The following is a 15,927-nucleotide window of genomic DNA, read 5'->3' as shown; positions in this document are numbered from 1 at the left end:
TTCAGCCTCGCCGGCGCCCCGGCAGCCCGTCTCAGCCTCGCCGGCACCCCGGCAGCCCGTTTCAGCCTCGCCCCCGCCCCGGCGGCCATTTCAGCCTCGCCGGCGTTTGAGGCGCCGCCGGGGGCACCGACAGCCGGGAACCGGCCCCCCTGCGTCCACCCTCAATCGCCGGGCGGCTGATGTCGCCTCCGGCGGCGCCTCAAACGCCGGCGAGGCTGAAGATGCCCGGCACCGGGAATGCCCGGGACGGGGCCCGGGAGATGCCCCGGGACCGGCACTGGGAATGCCCGGGACGGGCACAGGAAGTGCCCAGGACGGGCTCTGGGAATGCGCGGGCCGGGCCCTGGAAACGCCCGGGACCGGGCCCGGGAGATGCCCCGGACCGGCACCGGGAACGCCCGGGACGGGGCCCGGGGAATGCCCCGGACCCGCACTAGGGAATGCCCGGGGCGGAGCCCTGGGCGCAGGCTCAGGACTGGCGGACGTTCGCGCGGACCCAGTCGACGATGGCGGTGGTCGTGGCACCCGGGGTGAAGATCTCGGCCACGCCCTTCTCCTTCAGCGGGCCGATGTCGTCGTCCGGGATGATCCCGCCGCCGAACACCTTGATGTCCTCCGCCTCGCGCTCCCGCAGGAGTTCCAGGACGCGTGCGAAGAGCGTGTTGTGGGCGCCGGAGAGGATCGAGAGGCCGATCGCGTCGGCGTCCTCCTGGATGGCGGTGTCCACGATCTGTTCGGGGGTCTGGTGGAGGCCGGTGTAGATGACCTCCATGCCCGCGTCCCGCAGGGCTCGCGCGATCACCTTGGCGCCACGGTCGTGGCCGTCAAGACCCGGCTTGGCCACCACCACACGGATCGGACCGGTCACACCCATCGCACTGCCTCCCGAGTGAACGAACGTTAAGTACAGCATCGCGCACGCCGCCGTTTCGCGGTCAACCGGGAGGGGGAAATCACACGTGGGACAGCATTGATTCACTCGGGACGTCCGCACCGTCGGTCGCCGGGGGAGCCGCGTCGAGTCGCCCCGCCACCGTGCCGTCAGCCGCACGGCACGGCGGCGGGGCGTGGCGGCCACGCAGCGGACATGGGGAGCTGCGCCCGAGCGCCGGCCGCCACACCCGGAAGCCGCCAGGGGGAGGCCGTCGATGGGGCTGCCATTCGTCTTCACATCCGTACCCGCGTCCGGTGCCGCGCTGCGCGCCGCCGCGCTCGAACTGGTCGTCTTCGCCGGACACCTGCTCCTCTACCCGACCGGGATCCTCCCGGAACGGCCGGAGCGGGCCGGGCGCGCGCACCGCGCCGCCGCCCCGGGAGGCACCGGCGCCCGGCCGCCGGTGCTGCTGCTGCACGGCTTCACCGACAACCGTTCCGTGTTCGTCCTGCTGCGCCGCGCCCTCGCCAAGGGCGGTCGCCGCCGGGTGGAGACGTACAACTACTCGCCCTTCACCCTCGATCTGCGCGCCGCCGCCCACCGGCTCGCCGCGCACGTCGAGGAGCTGTGCGAGCGCACCGGAGCGCCGCGGGTGGACCTGGTCGGGCACAGCCTCGGCGGGCTCATCGCCCGGTACTACGTCCAGCGGCTCGGCGGCGACACGCGGGTCCGTACGCTCGTCACTCTCGGTACTCCCCACGCGGGCACCCGGGTGGCTCCCGGCGCGGGCGCGCACCCGGTGATCCGGCAGATCCGTCCGGGCTCTTCGGTGATGGCCGAGCTGGCCGCGCCCGCGCCCGGATGCCGGACCCGGTTCGTCGCGTTCTGGAGCGAGTTCGACCAGCTGATGGTTCCGGTGGAGGCGGCCCGGCTCGACCATCCCGACCTGCGCGTGGAGAACGTCCAGGTCACCGGCATCGGCCACCTCGTACTGCCGAAGCATCCGGCCGTCATCGCGGCCGTCCACCGGGCCCTCGACGGTCCGGCTCTCGCCGCCCCGGCCGTCCCGGGAGCCGCTTCCGTCGCCTGAACGGAAAGCACCCCACAGTCGAACGTATTTCGAACCCAGGGCCAAGGCTGTGTCTTCGTGCGACCGAAAGACGGCCGAATGCCCGGTTCCGGAAACTCGAGAACCCCTCGAAGATTGTCGTTGCCAGTAACCGACGGGTACAGTCACGCCACTGCTCTCCTCCGGGGTCCTCGCACCCCCCGGCCACCCAGGCTCCCACCGCCGAGGCGAAAGAGAAGTTGGTGAACGACAGTCCCACGTCGGGCCAGTATCCGGAGAACGGATATGACGGCCTTTCCACCACCACCTTCGCGGGCGACGTCCCCTACGCTTCCTTCGAAACGCAGGGCCAGGGGTACAACTACGGCGCCTACGCCGCCTCCTACGACACGGGCTCCTACGACACCGGCGGCTACGACACCACCGCGTGGAACGCGCCCGTCCAGGACGGCTACCTCTCCAGCATCCCCACCCAGACCGCCGCCGCCGACACCAGCGGCCACTGGGACACGACTGCCTGGAGCACGGACCACCAGCCGGTCTCCTTCGGCTACGACGGCGCGGCCGCCCCCACCGGGGACCAGTCCGGCCACTGGGCGATGCCCGGCTACGGCACGACGGGCACCGAGACCGGTGCCTACGACGCCACCGCCTGGAACACCGTGGTCCCGGAGGAACTACCGCAGCAGCTCCAGCCCGAGGCGGCCTACGCGTACGGGCAGCAGGACTACGGGGACGCGTATGGGCACGGGCACGCATACGAGTACGCGTACGCCGCCACCACGGTCACGCCGACGATCACGCCCGCCTACGAGGACACGTACAAGGACAGCTACGAGGCCCCCTACGAGGACGCCTACGCCGCTCCCCACGACGGCGGCTACGCGCCCGCCCCGGAGTCCAGCCCGGCCACCGCGGTCTTCGAGGCCGTGCCGTCCGAGGACGAGGGCCAGGACGAGGACACCGCGGCGGAGCAGGCCGGCCGGGCCGCCGCCACGCACGCCGAACTCCCCACCCAGACCATGGCCACGACCCCGCCCGTGCCGCGTTCCGCGCGCCGGGCGGCCGCGCCCGCCAAGGGCAACGGCGGCCGCCGGTCCCCGGCGAAGCGGTCCGCGCTGCTGACCGTCGCCGTCCCCTCCGTCTGTGTCATAGGGGTCGCGGGTGTGGCCGCCGCCGCCGTGGGCGGGCTGCCCACCGGCGACAAGCCGTCCGGCGACACCACCACGATGGCCGCACCCGACCCGGCGTCGGTCAAGCCGGTCGCCGCGAACAGCAAGCTCGACACCCAGCTCGCCGCGCTCAGCGCCGACGCGGGCGACTTCGCGGACCGCGCCAGCCGCACCCAGGAACGCATCGACCTGAAGGAACGGCAGGACCTGGAGAAGAAGAAGCGCGCGGAGGAGGCGGCGGCCAAGGAAGCGGCCCGCCCCAAGTTCTCGCTCCCGGTCGAACAGCACGGCCTCAGCGCGGGCTTCGGCCAGGCCGGCGGCATGTGGATGTCCGTGCACACCGGCATCGACTTCCCGGTCTCCTACGGCACTCCGGTCATGGCCGCCACCGACGGCACCGTGCGCACCCAGTGGAACAGCGCCTACGGCAACATGGCGATCGTCGTCTCGCCCGACGGCACCGAGACCTGGTACTGCCACCTCAGCAGCACCAAGATCCGGTCCGGCAAGGTCAAGGCCGGTGACGTCATCGCGTACTCCGGCAACTCCGGCAACTCCACCGGCCCGCACCTGCACTTCGAGGTGCGCCCGGACAGCGGGTCCCCGATCGACCCGCAGGCGTGGCTGCGCAGCCACGGACTCGACCCGAACTAGAGCCGGACCGTCCGGGCCGCGCCACCCCGCCGAGGACGCGCCCCTACAGCTTCTGTACGGGCGCGTAACGCAGCAGCAGCCGCTTCGGCTTGTCGTCCCCGAAGTCGATGGTGGCCTGCGCGTCCGCGCCGGTCCCCTTGACCTCCATCACCGTGCCCAGCCCGAACTGGTCGTGCGTGACCCGGTCCCCCACCAGCAGCGTGATGACGGGCTTGTCCGAGGTCCGGCGCGTCGCGAAGCCCGAGGGGCCCGACTTGGCGCGCGAGGAGGACAGGAAGGACTCCGGCGACGTCCCGAACGTGGCGCCGCCGCCACCGCCCGAGCGGGAGCCGGAGGAGCTGCGCATCGGGCCCGCGGGCTTCTGCGCTCCCGTCCGCTTCCACTGGAGGTACTGCTCCGGGATCTCCTCCAGGAACCGCGACGGCGGGTTGTACGAGGGGGTGCCCCAGGCGCTGCGCATCGAGGAGCGGGTCAGGTACAGCCGCTCGCGCGCCCGGGTGATCCCGACGTACGCGAGGCGCCGCTCCTCCTCCAGTTCCTTGGTCTGGCCCAGCGCCCGCATGTGCGGGAAGACCCCGTCCTCCATGCCGGTCACGAAGACCACCGGGAATTCGAGGCCCTTGGCGGTGTGCAGGGTCATCAGGGTGATGACGCCCGTGCCCTCGGTGTCCTCGTCGGGGATCTGGTCGGAGTCGGCCACGAGCGCGACCTGCTCCAGGAACTCGGCCAGCGTGCCCGGCCCGGCCACGGGAGCCGCGGCCCCGGCGTCGGGATCGGCGTCGGCGCCCAGACCGGTATCGGCCTCCGTCGCGGGCGCCGCCACCGGCGCCGCGGCGGCCGCGTCCGCCGCCGCCGCCCGCGCCTGCTCGAACTCCAGCGCCACGGCCGCGAGTTCCTGGAGGTTCTCGATCCGCGTCTCGTCCTGCGGGTCGGTCGAGGCCTGCAGCTCGGCGAGGTAGCCCGTGCGCTCCAGGACCGCCTCCAGGACCACCGCCGGGCCCGCGCCCGAGTCGACGATCGTGCGCAGTTCCTCCATGAGCACGTTGAACCGCTTGACCGCGTTGGTCGAGCGCGCGGCCATGCCGTACGCCTCGTCCACCCGCTTGAGCGCCTGCGGGAAGGTGATCTTCTCCCGCATCGACAGCGCGTCGATCATCGCCTCGGCCCGGTCGCCGATGCCGCGCTTGGGCACGTTCAGGATCCGGCGCAGCGGTACCGCGTCCTCGGGGTTCGAGAGCACCCGCAGGTAGGCGAGGACGTCCCGGACCTCCTTGCGCTCGTAGAACCGCACACCGCCGACGACCTTGTAGGGCAGGCCGACCCGGATGAAGATCTCCTCGAACACGCGGGACTGGGCGTTGGTGCGGTAGAAGACGGCGACGTCGCCCGCCTTCGCGTCGCCCGCGTCCGTCAGCCGGTCGATCTCGTCGGCGACGAACTGCGCCTCGTCGTGCTCGGTGTCCGCGACGTAGCCGGTGATCCCGGCGCCCGATCCGGCCTGCGTCCACAGGTTCTTCGGGCGGCGGTTCTCGTTGCGCTCGATGACCGCGTTGGCGGCGGAGAGGATGGTCTGGGTGGAGCGGTAGTTCTGCTCCAGCAGGATCGTCTTCGCGTTCGGGTAGTCCTCCTCGAACTGGAGGATGTTGCGGATGGTCGCGCCGCGGAAGGCGTAGATCGACTGGTCCGCGTCACCCACGACGCACAGCTCGGCGGGCGGCAGGTCCGGATATCCGGTGCCGACCAGTTCGCGCACGAGCGTGTACTGCGCGTGGTTGGTGTCCTGGTACTCGTCGACCAGGACGTGGCGGAACCGGCGCCGGTAGTGCTCGGCGACGTCCGGGAACGCCTGGAGCAGGTGCACCGTGGTCATGATGATGTCGTCGAAGTCGAGGGCATTGGCCTCGCGCAGCCGCGCCTGGTACATCGCGTACGCCTGGGCGACGGTCTTCTCGAAGCCGTCGACCGCCTGCACGGCGAACTCGTCGGCGTCGATCAGCTCGTTCTTCAGGTTGGAGATCTTGGCGCTGAAGGACTTCGGCGGGAAGCGCTTGGGGTCCAGGTCGAGGTCCCGGCAGACGAGCGCCATCAGGCGCTTCGAGTCCGCCGCGTCATAGATCGAGAAGGACGAGGTGAAGCCGAGGAGCTTGGACTCGCGGCGCAGGATCCGCACGCACGCGCTGTGGAAGGTCATCACCCACATCGCGTTCGCGCGCGGGCCGACCAGCTCCCCGACGCGCTCCTTCATCTCACCGGCGGCCTTGTTGGTGAAGGTGATCGCCAGGATCTGGCCGGGGTGGACCCCGCGGGCGCCCAGCAGGTGGCCGATGCGGTGGGTCAGCACCCGGGTCTTGCCGGAACCGGCGCCGGCCACGATCAGCAGCGGGGAGTCCGCGTGCACGACGGCGGCGCGCTGCTGTTCGTTGAGGCCGACGAGCAGCGCCTCCGGGTCGATGACCGGCCGGGGGGACCCGCCCCGGTAGTACGCGTCCCCGCTCAGGGGCGCGTCGAAGCGACCCCCGAAGAGGTCGTCGGCGCCCGCTTCCGGGGCGTGGTCCTCGGGCGGCGGCGGAGGCTCCTCGTGAGAGGGGGTGAGGTCCGCCAGGAAACTGTCGTCAAAGAGGCTGCTCATCGCCTTCCGAGTCTAGGGCCAGGGACCGACAGCCGGTCCCGGCCCCGGAAAATTCAGACCCGTACCCCGAACGGTCGACAGGCAACAATTCAGATCAGTTCGGATCAGCTACGGACAGTTCGGATCATCTCGTCATCTCCCCGTTACTTCCAGGCTTAGCGTCCTCCCCCAAGACCCGCAGAACCGTAGTCCCGCACGACGGATCAGCAAGGGAAGGACGTGAGGCCCCCGTGGCCAGTCATCGAAAGCCCAGGCAGCGCCCGCTCCTCTCCGGCGGCACCCTCCGCACCGCCGCCACCCTCGCCCTGGCGGGCGCTGCCACCGCCACCGCCTACGAAGGCACCTCGCAGGCCGACCCCCAGCCCACCCCGGACCAGGTGAAGTCCCAGGTGGACCGGCTGTACGAGGAGGCCGAGGCGGCGACGGACCAGTACAACGGGGCGAAGGAGAAGGCCGAAGCGGCGCAGAAGTCACTCACCGAGCTGCGCGACGAGACGGCCCGCAAGACCGACCGGCTGAACACCGCGCGCAGCGCCCTCGGTTCGCTCGCCGCCTCGCAGTACCGCAGCGGGAGCCTGGGCACCGCCGTCCAGCTCGCCCTCGCCGACGACCCGCAGGACTACCTCGACCGGGCCGCGTTCATCGCGCGCGCCGGTGACCGCAATGCCGCCGAGGTGGCCTCCGTACGCCGCCAGCTCGACGAGGTCGGGCGGCTGCGCGACAAGGCGGCGGGCCGGCTCTCGGAGCTGCGCGCCCGCGAGGCCGAACTCGCCGACCGGAAGTCCGTCATCGAGGGCAAGCTCGACGCCGCGAAGCAGCTGCTCGCCAAGCTCACGGCCGAGGAGCGCGCGCGGTACGAGGCCCAGGGCGCGGGATCGGTCGGCGCCCCCGGCTCCGGTTCCGGTGCGGCCGTCGCGCCCGCGCCGCCGGGGGACGGTTCGCGTGCGGCGCGGGCGGTGGCCTTCGCCTACGGCGCGCTGGGCAAGCCGTACGTCTGGGGCGCCACAGGGCCCTCTTCCTTCGACTGCTCGGGGCTGACCCAGGCGGCCTGGCAGGCGGCCGGGGTGTCCCTGCCGCGCACCACCTACACCCAGATCAATGCCGGCCACCGGGTCTCCCGCGACCAGCTCGCCCCCGGTGACCTGGTGTTCTTCTACTCCGGAGTGAGTCACGTCGGGCTCTACATCGGCAACGGCCAGATGATCCACGCCCCGCACCCCGGGGCCCCGGTCCGGATCGCCCCGATCGACTCGATGCCCTGGGCGGGCGCCTCCCGCCCGGCGTGAGCCCCCGGCCCGGGCGCGGGTCAGGCGTCACACCAGGCGGCGCGCCGTCGCCCAGCGGGTCAGCTCGTGCCGGTTGGAGAGCTGGAGCTTGCGCAGGACCGCCGAGACGTGCGATTCGACCGTCTTCACCGAGATGAAGAGCTGTTTGGCGATCTCCTTGTACGCGTACCCGCGCGCGATCAGCCGCAGCACCTCGCGCTCGCGCTGGGTCAGCCGGTCCAGGTCCTCGTCCACCGGCGGCGCGTCCGTCGAGGCGAAGGCGTCGAGGACGAAGCCCGCCAGCCGCGGCGAGAACACCGCGTCCCCGTCCTGCACCCGGAAGACCGAGTCGACCAGGTCGGTGCCGGTGATGGTCTTGGTGACATAGCCGCGCGCACCGCCCCGGATGACACCGATGACGTCCTCGGCCGCGTCGGAGACGGACAGCGCCAGGAACCGCACCTGGTGCTCGGCCGCCGCCATCAGCGGAGCGCAGCGCCGCAGCACCTCGACCCCGCCGCCGCCGGGGAGGTGGACGTCGAGGAGGACCACCTCGGGGCGGGTGGCGGTGATGACGGTGACGGCCTGGTCGACATCGGCGGCCTCGCCCACGACCTCGACGCCCGTGCGCGCGGTCTCGCCGATCTCGGCCTGCACGCCCGTGCGGAACATCCGGTGGTCGTCGACGAGGACCACCCTGACCCTCCTGGTTTCACCAGTCTCGCCGCCGGTCTCGCCGCCAGTGCTCGCGTTGTCCTCGGTCATTCCGGCCTCGCCGCCCTCTCCATCTCCAGTTCGACTTCCGTGCCGCCGTCGGGCGCGGACCGCAGCCGTGCGGTCCCGCCGTTGCGCTGCATCCGGCCGATGATCGATTCTCGTACGCCCATGCGGTCGTCGGGTACCGCGTCGATGTCGAAGCCCGGTCCCCGGTCCCGTACGGACACGAACACCGTCTGCCCCTCGACCTCGGCGTAGACCTGGACGGGCCCGCCCTCGCCACCGTACTTGGCGGCGTTGACCATCGCCTCGCGCGCGGCCTGGACCTGTGCGGCCAGCTTCTCGTCGAGCGGGCAGTCGCCGACGACGACGACCTCGATGGGCACACCGTGGTGGTCCTCGACGTCGGCGGCGGTCTTCTTGACGGCCTCGGCGAGGGTGTCCGGCTCCTCGGCCTCGTCCTTGCCGGTGCCCTCGGGCTTGTACAGCCAGTTCCGCAGTTCCCGCTCCTGCGCGCGGGCCAGACGCCGGACCTCGCCGACGTCCTCCGCGTTGCGCTGGATCAGGGTGAGGGTGTGCAGCACCGAGTCGTGGACGTGCGCGGCGACCTCGGCCCGCTCCTGGGCGCGGATGCGCATCAGGCGTTCCTCGGAGAGGTCCTGGGTCATCCGGATCAGCCAGGGACCGGCCAGCAGCGCTATGCCGACGAGGACGGCGAGGGTGGCGGTCAGGACGTTGCCCAGCTGGGCGGCGGAGCCCCGTACGACGATGAAGACGGTGAGGCCGACGCCGACCAGGACGACCCCGGCGAGCGCGCGGGCCATCTGCAGGAGCTGCCCCTGGCGCCCGGCGGCGGAGGTCCAGTGGGCGCGGCGCGCGTTGTCGGCCTGCCGCCACACCAGCACCACGCCGGCGCCGACGAGCAGGGTCGGCCAGATGTAGCGGTCGGCCTTCTGGTCGCCGGCCTGGAGCTTGGAGATGAAGATGCCCGCGCCGATGAAGAGGGCGATCAGCGCGGTGATCTGCCCGCGGTCGGGTTTGCGCAGCCGCCTGCTGCCGTCGGCGAGCGTCTCGAAGAAGGACCGGTGCCCGGTGAGGCCGCCGACGCCGAGCGGTACGAAGACCCAGAACGCGGCGTAGAGCAGCATCCCGAGGCCGTCCCCGAACATGAACGTACCGAGGAAGGCGAGCCGGACCCAGAGCACGGGCAGCCCGAGGTGCCCGGCGAGCCCCCGGGCGACGCCGCCGAGCATCCGTCCGTCGGCGCTGCGGTAGAGCTTGCGCGGCGGGGTGTCGGTGGCGTCGGCGGAGGACTGGGCGTGCGGTGTGCGGGGGACGGCTGCTGCGGGCATGTCACCGATGGTCACACGCGCGAGGGGCCGGGAACATCAGGGCAGCCCCCCAGTTCCTCCGGGGGGACACCGGGGGGATATCAGGGTTGTGCCAGGGTCGGGCCCGGTGCCGCTCGGCGGGAGCGCCCGGCACCATGGACCCATGACCGAAGTGCACGACTCCCCTCCGCCCCCGGTTCCGCCCCCGGTGACGGACCCCGCCGACCGGCCGCCGCTGCGCCGCAGCAGGCGCGACAAGGTCCTCGCGGGCGTGTGCGGGGGCCTCGGCCGGTACTTCGACCTGGACCCGGTGATCTTCCGGATCGTGCTCGGCGTCCTCGCCGTCACCGGCGGCGTCGGCCTGATCTTCTACGGCTTCGCGTGGCTGCTGCTGCCCCAGGAGGGCGAGGAGGACAGCGAGGCGAAGAAGCTGCTGACCGGGCGGGTCGAGGGCGCCACCCTCGCGGCCGTGTTCGCGGCGCTGGTGGGCTGCGCGCTCTTCCTGACCATGGCGGACAACGGCGCGATGGCCGTCTTCTCGGTCCTGGTCATCCTGGGACTGGCCGGGGCCTCGTACTGGTCCCAGCGCCGCCGCCACACCTACGCGCCGGAGGCGGACGCACCCGAGGCGCAGGGCTCCGCGGCACGCGGCGCGCAGCGCCCGGCGCACCGTCCGCCGCCGCCGGAGACCCAGGCCCCGCCCGCGCCCGGCGGCCCCTCCTGGTGGCGGGATCCGCTGGTCAAGGACGGTACGACCGGCCCGGTCGGGTCCACCGGCTACCTGTGGGGCCCGGCCGAGGCGGTCGGCGACACGGGCGGCGCGGCGGGCGGCCCGGGCGGCCCGGGTCCGGCGGCCGCGCCGCCGCGCGCCGCCGCGGTGTCCGCCCCGCGCGGCGGGATCGGCGGGCGGATCTTCGTCCTGGCGATGGTGGCCGCGATCGTGGGGACCTCGGCCGAATGGCAGACCGGTCCGCTGGGGCACGCCCTGCAGGTCGGCTTCGCGGCCGCGCTGGCCGTGATCGGCCTGGGCCTCGCGGTCAGTTCGCTCACGGGCCGGACCGGTTTCGGCACGGTGCTGCTGGGCCTGCTCACCGCGGTGCTGCTGGCCGGGGCCACCGTCCTGCCGAAGGAGGTCGGCACCGACTGGCGCCGGGTGGAATGGCGTCCGGCCGCGGTGGCCGACGTGAAGCCCGCCTACACGGCGGGCACCGGGCTGGCCACGCTCGACCTGAGCCGGCTGGACGTGCCCAAGGGCACCACCCTGGTCGTCGGCGCCTCGCTCGACGCGGGCCGACTGAAGGTGATCGTGCCGCGCGAGGTCACCGCGAAGGCCGACATCCGGCTCACGTGGGGCGACGTACGGCTCCCCGGGGAGCCCGGTGGCAGCATCCGGATCCAGCACCCCGCGGCGCGGACGGCGACCGTGCCCCCAGCCCCCGGCACCGAGGCCGGCGGGACGATCGAACTGCACCTGGAGACGGGTGTCGGACAGGTGGAGGTGGCCCGTGGCGCGTCATGAGTTCCAGCCGGGACGACTGCTGGCGGGCCTGGTCCTGCTGGCCGGAGGCGTGCTGTACCTGCTCGACGCCGCGGGCGAGCGGGACGTGCCCTGGTTCCTGATCATCCCGCTGGCCTTCGGCGGGCTCACCCTCGCGGCGCTGGTGGGCGTGACGACCTACGCCGTACGACGGGACCGGCGCGACCGGATCCAGCCGTCCAGCGAGAGGTAGGGCGCCCCGGCCAGGATCAGCGGCAGCCAGGCCATCAGGTACGCCAGGTCGTTGCCGTAGTAGTACGGGGTCACCGCCCAGGACACCGTCAGCCACAGGCTGAGCGAGATCAGGGCGCCCCCGGCCGCCGCGAGCCGGGTCAGCAGCCCGGCCAGCACGGCCAGGCCGACCAGCAGCTCCCCGATGGCCAGCAGCACCGCGAACCCGACGGGCGCCTTGAGCGCCAGGTCCACCAGGGCCGGGACGGCGGAGGTGTCGCGCACCCCGCGCATCAGGTCGCCGATGGAGCCGTCGCCCGAGGCCGACAGGAACGCGGAGTCGGTCAGCTTGTCCAGACCCGCGTAGACGAAGGTGACCCCGAGGAAGATCCGCAGGGGCAGCAGCGCGTGGCGCGCGCCCGCGGCCCGCAGCTCGGGGAGACGGCCGGACGGCCGGCCGGTGCCTCGGGTGCCTTCGGTGCCTTCGGTGCCTTCGGTGCCTTCAATTCGGTGGCTCACGCCTCATTGTCTACCGCGTGCACCCCAGGCGTGCCAGGCAGGGAGCGGATCATTCCGCCACATCGATGCTGCACCGGTTGGACTCCACCCCGGCCGCCGTGACCACCTGGATGTCGACCCGCCCGGGCTCCACCTCCGCCGGCACCGGCACCGTCAGCACCGTGTCGGACGGCGTGGTGAACCCGCCCGCGACCGGCACCAGCGGCACGTGCACGTGCACCGTCCCGATCCGCACCACCAGCCGCGCCAGCATTTCGGGCGTCTGCGCCCCGGGCGGTACGAAGCCCACGCCCCGGATCTCGATGTCGTCCCCCGGCCGCACGGAGGCGTCGATGTCCCCCGGCTCCCGGGTCCGCACCACCGACAGCACCAGCGGACGGCTGCCCTCCGCGTACTTCGCCGCCAGGTACACCGCCGCCGACAGCCCCACCAGCAGCGCCAGCGCCCACGGCAGCCGCGGCAGCCGGTCCGGGAACCGGGCCAGCGTCACCGCCGCGAAGGCCAGCACCACCGTGGAGACCAGCGCGTACTGCGCGTCGGGGAAGCTCCCGCGCCCCGCGTCGTCGGTCAGCAGGTCCGCCCCGCGCGGCCGGTCCGCGGGCAGCTTCTGCAGCCGCTGGCCCATGATCCGTACGGCGACCACGCGCCGGACCAGTACGGCGACCCCCGCGGTCAGCGCCACCACCGCCAGCAGCGGCAGCGCCCGCCACAGCCCGAGACCGGCGTACAGCGCGGTCCGTTCCGGGCCGGGCACCGAGGCGGCCAGCCGCAGCGCGGGCAGCAGCGCCGCGAACGCGGTCAGCACCAGCCACGCGCACGCCACCGTCTTGGAGGTGGACAGCCGGTTGTCCTCGCCGACCATCGGGGCCAGCAGCCCGCCGCGCACCGTCTGGGCGCGGGCGCCGACCGTCAGCAGCGCCGCCAGCACCAGCGCGGCCAGCAGCCCGGCGGTGCGCGCCGTGCTCCACCCGTTGCCCACGGCGGTGCCGACCTGGACGACCAGCAGCACCCCCGCCGCGATCCACACGCCGAGCACGGCGCGGCGCGAGAGCAGGTAGAGCCAGGAGTGCCCGGCCTCCCGGCCGCGCGCGGCCACCGTCCGGGCGGACAGGGTCAGTTCGTCGGAGACCCACTGCCGGGAGGCTCCGGCCGAGCGGGCGACCGCGGCCGGCAGGCCCTGCCCCGCGGCGAGCCCGTCACGCTGCTCCAGGAAGGCTTCGACCGCACGGCGGTGGCCTTCCCGGGCGCCGTGAGGGCAGTCGTCACAGGTACAGCCGCCGCCGTGGGTACTTCTGTGCATCTCTTGGACAGCCACGTGCGTGCCGCCTCTCTGACTACCTCGTGCAACTCGCGTACAACTACCGGGGAATGCCAGCGAATTGTGCACCACTGCGGCAGTGTTCCGGATTGCGCACGATGTCAGAGCAGGTGATTAACCGTTCATGATGTTGACGCCACCTCCTGCGCCGCTGTCATCACACCTGCTCCCACAGCGGCTGGCAGTTCACCCACGCCGCCAGATCGGTGCCGAACCGCTCCCTGGTCAGGACCGCACCGTGGTGGTCGATGAGCACCGGCTTCCCGGCCGCCCGCGCGATCAGCTGCACCTGCGCCGCCCGCTCGGCCGCGACGAACCACCACAGCGCCGCGTCCACCGAGTCCCCGACGGTCAGCAGCCCCTGGTTGCGCAGCACCAGCGCCTTGTACGGGCCCAGCGCCCGCCCGATCCGCCCCGGATCCGCCCCGCCGCCCGCGTACTCGTCGAGGAGCGCGTGGTCCTCGTAGAAACAGCAGGCCTCGTGGGTGATCGGGGCCAGCAGCTCGCCGAGGGCCGCGAGCGCCCTGCCGTACGGGGCCTGCGCGCGGACCACGGCCACCACCTCGGGCCGGGCCCGGTGCACGGCCGCGTGCACGGCGAAGGCCAGCTGGTTGACCCGCCGCGCACCCTGGACCACCCGGCCCTCCCCGTCGACCAGCAGCAGGTCGTCGGGGCCGATCCCGGAGAAAGCCCGCCCGAAGGGGTTCACCCAGTAGCAGTCGTCGAACTCCGGGTCGCGGGCGGTGACGTGCCCGCCGACCCCGTCCTCGTACCCGAAGCGGCCCAGCAGCCGCAGCGCTCCCGCGAGGCGTTCCTTGCGGTGCGCGCGGGCCTCCCCGGCGGTGGCGAAGACCGGTGGCAGCTCGAAGCCCAGCCGCTCCACGGGCACGGGTGCGGGTACCCGCACGGATCCCTCGGCCATGGGCCCTCCTTCTCCTTCGCGGTCGCGGCGCAAGGTACCGGGGGGCGGGCGAAGTGGCCAGAGAAACGGCGGAGCCGCCGTCCCTAGCGGGACGGCGGCTCCGGTTGTTCACTGACTTCGGGCGGGGATGGTGTCTACTCCCACTCGATGGTGCCCGGGGGCTTGCTCGTGCAGTCGAGGACCACGCGGTTCACGTCCGGCACCTCGTTGGTGATGCGGGTGGAGATCTTGGCCAGCACCTCGTACGGCATGCGCGTCCAGTCCGCGGTCATCGCGTCCTCGGAGGAGACGGGGCGCAGCACGATCGGGTGACCGTAGGTGCGGCCGTCGCCCTGGACGCCGACGCTGCGGACGTCCGCGAGCAGGACGACCGGGCACTGCCAGATCTCCCGGTCGAGACCGGCCGCCGTCAGCTCGTGGCGGGCGATGGCGTCGGCCTCGCGGAGCAGGTCCAGGCGCTCCTTGGTGACCTCGCCGACGATGCGGATGCCGAGGCCGGGGCCCGGGAAGGGCTGGCGCTGGACGATCTCGTCCGGCAGGCCCAGCTCCTGGCCGACCATCCGGACCTCGTCCTTGAACAGCTGGCGCAGCGGCTCGACGAGCTCGAACTCGATGTCGTCGGGGAGCCCGCCCACGTTGTGGTGGGACTTGATGTTGGCGGTGCCGGTGCCGCCGCCGGACTCGACGACGTCCGGGTACAGGGTGCCCTGGACCAGGAAGGCGACCGCGGGGCCGTCCTCCTGGAGGATCTCCAGCTGGGCCTGCTCGAAGACGCGGATGAACTCGCGGCCGATGATCTTCCGCTTGGTCTCCGGGTCGGAGACCCCGGCCAGCGCGGTCAGGAAGCGCTCCTGCGCGTCGACGACCTTCAGCCGCGCGCCGGTGGCGGCGACGAAGTCCTTTTCGACCTGCTCGGTCTCGCCCTTGCGCATCAGACCGTGGTCGACGTACACGCAGGTGAGCTGCGAGCCGATGGCCTTCTGCACGAGCGCCGCGGCCACGGCCGAGTCCACACCGCCGGAGAGACCGCAGATGGCGCGCTTGTCGCCGACCTGCTCGCGGATCGCCGCGATCTGCTCCTCGACGATGTTGCCGGTGGTCCAGGTCGGGGACAGGCCCGCGCCCCGGTAGAGGAAGTGCTCCAGGACCTGCTGGCCGTGCGTGGAGTGCATGACCTCGGGGTGGTACTGGACCCCGTACAGCCGCTTCGCGTCGTCCTCGAAGGCCGCGACCGGGACCACGTCGGTGGACGCGGTGACGGTGAAGCCCTCGGGGGCGGCCGAGCAGGCGTCGCCGTGCGACATCCACACCGACTGGTTCGCCGGGGTGCCCTCGAAGAGCGTGGAGCCGGACTTGGAGACGGCCAGCTCGGTACGGCCGTACTCGCGGGCGCCGGAGTTGTCGACGGTGCCGCCGAGGGTGGTCGCCATGAGCTGGAAGCCGTAGCACATGCCGAAGACGGGAACCCCGGCCTCGAACAGGGCGCGGGCGTCGTCCAGGCGCGGCGCGCCTTCCTCGTACACGGAGGACGGACCGCCGGAGAGGATGATCGCCTTGGGGTTCTTGGCCAGCATCTCCCCCACGGGCATCGTGCTGGGCACGATCTCGCTGTAGACCCGTGCCTCACGGACGCGGCGGGCGATGAGCTGGGCGTACTGGGCGCCGAAGTCGACGACGAGAACCGTGTCCGGGGCGGAGTCGTGGGCGGCGGAGGGTGCTTCTGGCACGGGGCGGCCTTCCGGCGGGAGA

The 15,927-nt window shown here is 72.7% G+C and carries 13 protein-coding genes; 5 read left to right on the top strand and 8 right to left on the bottom strand.

Annotated features, from left to right (window positions below; translation table 11 throughout):
* Positions 1 to 469: 469 nt before the first annotated feature.
* Positions 470 to 874 carry a cobalamin B12-binding domain-containing protein gene (locus tag OHS33_RS21985; RefSeq protein WP_330332105.1) on the bottom strand — a complete coding sequence of 135 codons (405 nt, stop codon included), beginning with the start codon at positions 872 to 874 and terminating at the stop codon, positions 470 to 472.
* Positions 875 to 1,148: 274 nt separating this feature from the next.
* Here OHS33_RS21985 and OHS33_RS21980 point away from each other — a divergent pair, with 274 nt between their 5' ends.
* Both OHS33_RS21980 and OHS33_RS21975 read left to right on the top strand, forming a co-directional pair.
* On the top strand, positions 1,149 to 1,964 hold the full coding sequence (locus tag OHS33_RS21980) for an esterase/lipase family protein (RefSeq protein WP_330332104.1): 816 nt from the start codon (positions 1,149 to 1,151) through the stop codon (positions 1,962 to 1,964).
* A 221-nt stretch (positions 1,965 to 2,185) separates the two neighbouring features.
* The gene (locus tag OHS33_RS21975) at positions 2,186 to 3,769 is read left to right on the top strand and encodes a M23 family metallopeptidase (protein WP_330332103.1); all 1,584 of its coding nucleotides are present in this window, start codon (positions 2,186 to 2,188) and stop codon (positions 3,767 to 3,769) included.
* A 43-nt stretch (positions 3,770 to 3,812) separates the two neighbouring features.
* Here OHS33_RS21975 and OHS33_RS21970 read toward each other — a convergent pair whose 3' ends face one another.
* A complete protein-coding gene (locus OHS33_RS21970; protein WP_330332102.1) occupies positions 3,813 to 6,398 on the bottom strand; it encodes an ATP-dependent DNA helicase in 2,586 nt (861 codons plus the stop codon).
* A gap of 230 nt (positions 6,399 to 6,628) precedes the next feature.
* Between OHS33_RS21970 and OHS33_RS21965 the strand changes: the two genes are divergently transcribed.
* Positions 6,629 to 7,684: a C40 family peptidase gene (locus tag OHS33_RS21965; protein WP_330332101.1), complete on the top strand. Its 1,056-nt coding sequence runs from the start codon at positions 6,629 to 6,631 to the stop codon at positions 7,682 to 7,684.
* Positions 7,685 to 7,711: 27 nt separating this feature from the next.
* On the opposite strand, the gene OHS33_RS21960 is transcribed toward OHS33_RS21965, so the two are convergent.
* Both OHS33_RS21960 and OHS33_RS21955 read right to left on the bottom strand, forming a co-directional pair.
* Positions 7,712 to 8,428: a response regulator transcription factor gene (locus OHS33_RS21960; protein WP_330332100.1), complete on the bottom strand. Its 717-nt coding sequence runs from the start codon at positions 8,426 to 8,428 to the stop codon at positions 7,712 to 7,714.
* Positions 8,425 to 9,732 (bottom strand): ATP-binding protein, encoded by a 1,308-nt coding sequence (locus OHS33_RS21955; protein ID WP_330332099.1) that lies wholly within the window; start codon positions 9,730 to 9,732, stop codon positions 8,425 to 8,427. The genes OHS33_RS21960 and OHS33_RS21955 overlap by 4 nt, the downstream gene beginning before the upstream one ends.
* Positions 9,733 to 9,874: 142 nt before the next feature.
* On the opposite strand from OHS33_RS21955, the gene OHS33_RS21950 reads away from it, so the two are divergent.
* Both OHS33_RS21950 and OHS33_RS21945 read left to right on the top strand, forming a co-directional pair.
* Positions 9,875 to 11,230: a PspC domain-containing protein gene (locus OHS33_RS21950; protein WP_330332098.1), complete on the top strand. Its 1,356-nt coding sequence runs from the start codon at positions 9,875 to 9,877 to the stop codon at positions 11,228 to 11,230.
* Positions 11,217 to 11,441, top strand: coding sequence for a hypothetical protein (locus OHS33_RS21945; protein WP_330332097.1), 225 nt, complete (start codon positions 11,217 to 11,219; stop codon positions 11,439 to 11,441). The genes OHS33_RS21950 and OHS33_RS21945 overlap by 14 nt, the downstream gene beginning before the upstream one ends.
* On the opposite strand, the gene OHS33_RS21940 is transcribed toward OHS33_RS21945, so the two are convergent.
* The 4 genes from OHS33_RS21940 to guaA form a co-directional block, all read right to left on the bottom strand.
* A complete protein-coding gene (locus tag OHS33_RS21940; protein WP_330335143.1) occupies positions 11,387 to 11,851 on the bottom strand; it encodes a DoxX family protein in 465 nt (154 codons plus the stop codon). The two genes, OHS33_RS21945 and OHS33_RS21940, sit on opposite strands and share 55 nt — an antisense overlap.
* Positions 11,852 to 11,987: 136 nt before the next feature.
* A complete protein-coding gene (locus tag OHS33_RS21935) occupies positions 11,988 to 13,238 on the bottom strand; it encodes a hypothetical protein (RefSeq protein ID WP_443065333.1) in 1,251 nt (416 codons plus the stop codon).
* 175 nt (positions 13,239 to 13,413) lie between these two features.
* Positions 13,414 to 14,178 (bottom strand): class II aldolase/adducin family protein, encoded by a 765-nt coding sequence (locus OHS33_RS21930; protein ID WP_330332095.1) that lies wholly within the window; start codon positions 14,176 to 14,178, stop codon positions 13,414 to 13,416.
* Positions 14,179 to 14,312: 134 nt separating this feature from the next.
* Positions 14,313 to 15,905, bottom strand: coding sequence for a glutamine-hydrolyzing GMP synthase (gene guaA, locus OHS33_RS21925; RefSeq protein WP_330332094.1), 1,593 nt, complete (start codon positions 15,903 to 15,905; stop codon positions 14,313 to 14,315).
* Between the last annotated feature and the right edge of the window lie 22 nt (positions 15,906 to 15,927).

The organism is Streptomyces sp. NBC_00536 (genome assembly GCF_036346295.1).
GTDB lineage: Bacteria > Actinomycetota > Actinomycetes > Streptomycetales > Streptomycetaceae > Streptomyces.
The sequence above is the reverse complement of the archived record's forward strand: the minus strand, read 5'-3'. Positions and strand labels throughout refer to the sequence as shown.

What these genes read in the sequence shown, in the direction of transcription:
- OHS33_RS21950 (WP_330332098.1), top strand. Translation starts at nt 9,875, where the DNA reads ATGACCGAAGTGCACGACTCCCCTCCGCCCCCGGTTCCGCCCCCGGTG.
- OHS33_RS21980 (WP_330332104.1), top strand. Translation starts at nt 1,149, where the DNA reads ATGGGGCTGCCATTCGTCTTCACATCCGTACCCGCGTCCGGTGCCGCG.
- OHS33_RS21985 (WP_330332105.1), bottom strand. Translation starts at nt 874, where the DNA reads ATGGGTGTGACCGGTCCGATCCGTGTGGTGGTGGCCAAGCCGGGTCTT.
- OHS33_RS21930 (WP_330332095.1), bottom strand. Translation starts at nt 14,178, where the DNA reads ATGGCCGAGGGATCCGTGCGGGTACCCGCACCCGTGCCCGTGGAGCGG.
- OHS33_RS21935 (WP_443065333.1), bottom strand. Translation starts at nt 13,238, where the DNA reads ATGCACAGAAGTACCCACGGCGGCGGCTGTACCTGTGACGACTGCCCT.
- OHS33_RS21970 (WP_330332102.1), bottom strand. Translation starts at nt 6,398, where the DNA reads ATGAGCAGCCTCTTTGACGACAGTTTCCTGGCGGACCTCACCCCCTCT.
- OHS33_RS21955 (WP_330332099.1), bottom strand. Translation starts at nt 9,732, where the DNA reads ATGCCCGCAGCAGCCGTCCCCCGCACACCGCACGCCCAGTCCTCCGCC.
- OHS33_RS21960 (WP_330332100.1), bottom strand. Translation starts at nt 8,428, where the DNA reads ATGACCGAGGACAACGCGAGCACTGGCGGCGAGACCGGCGGCGAGACT.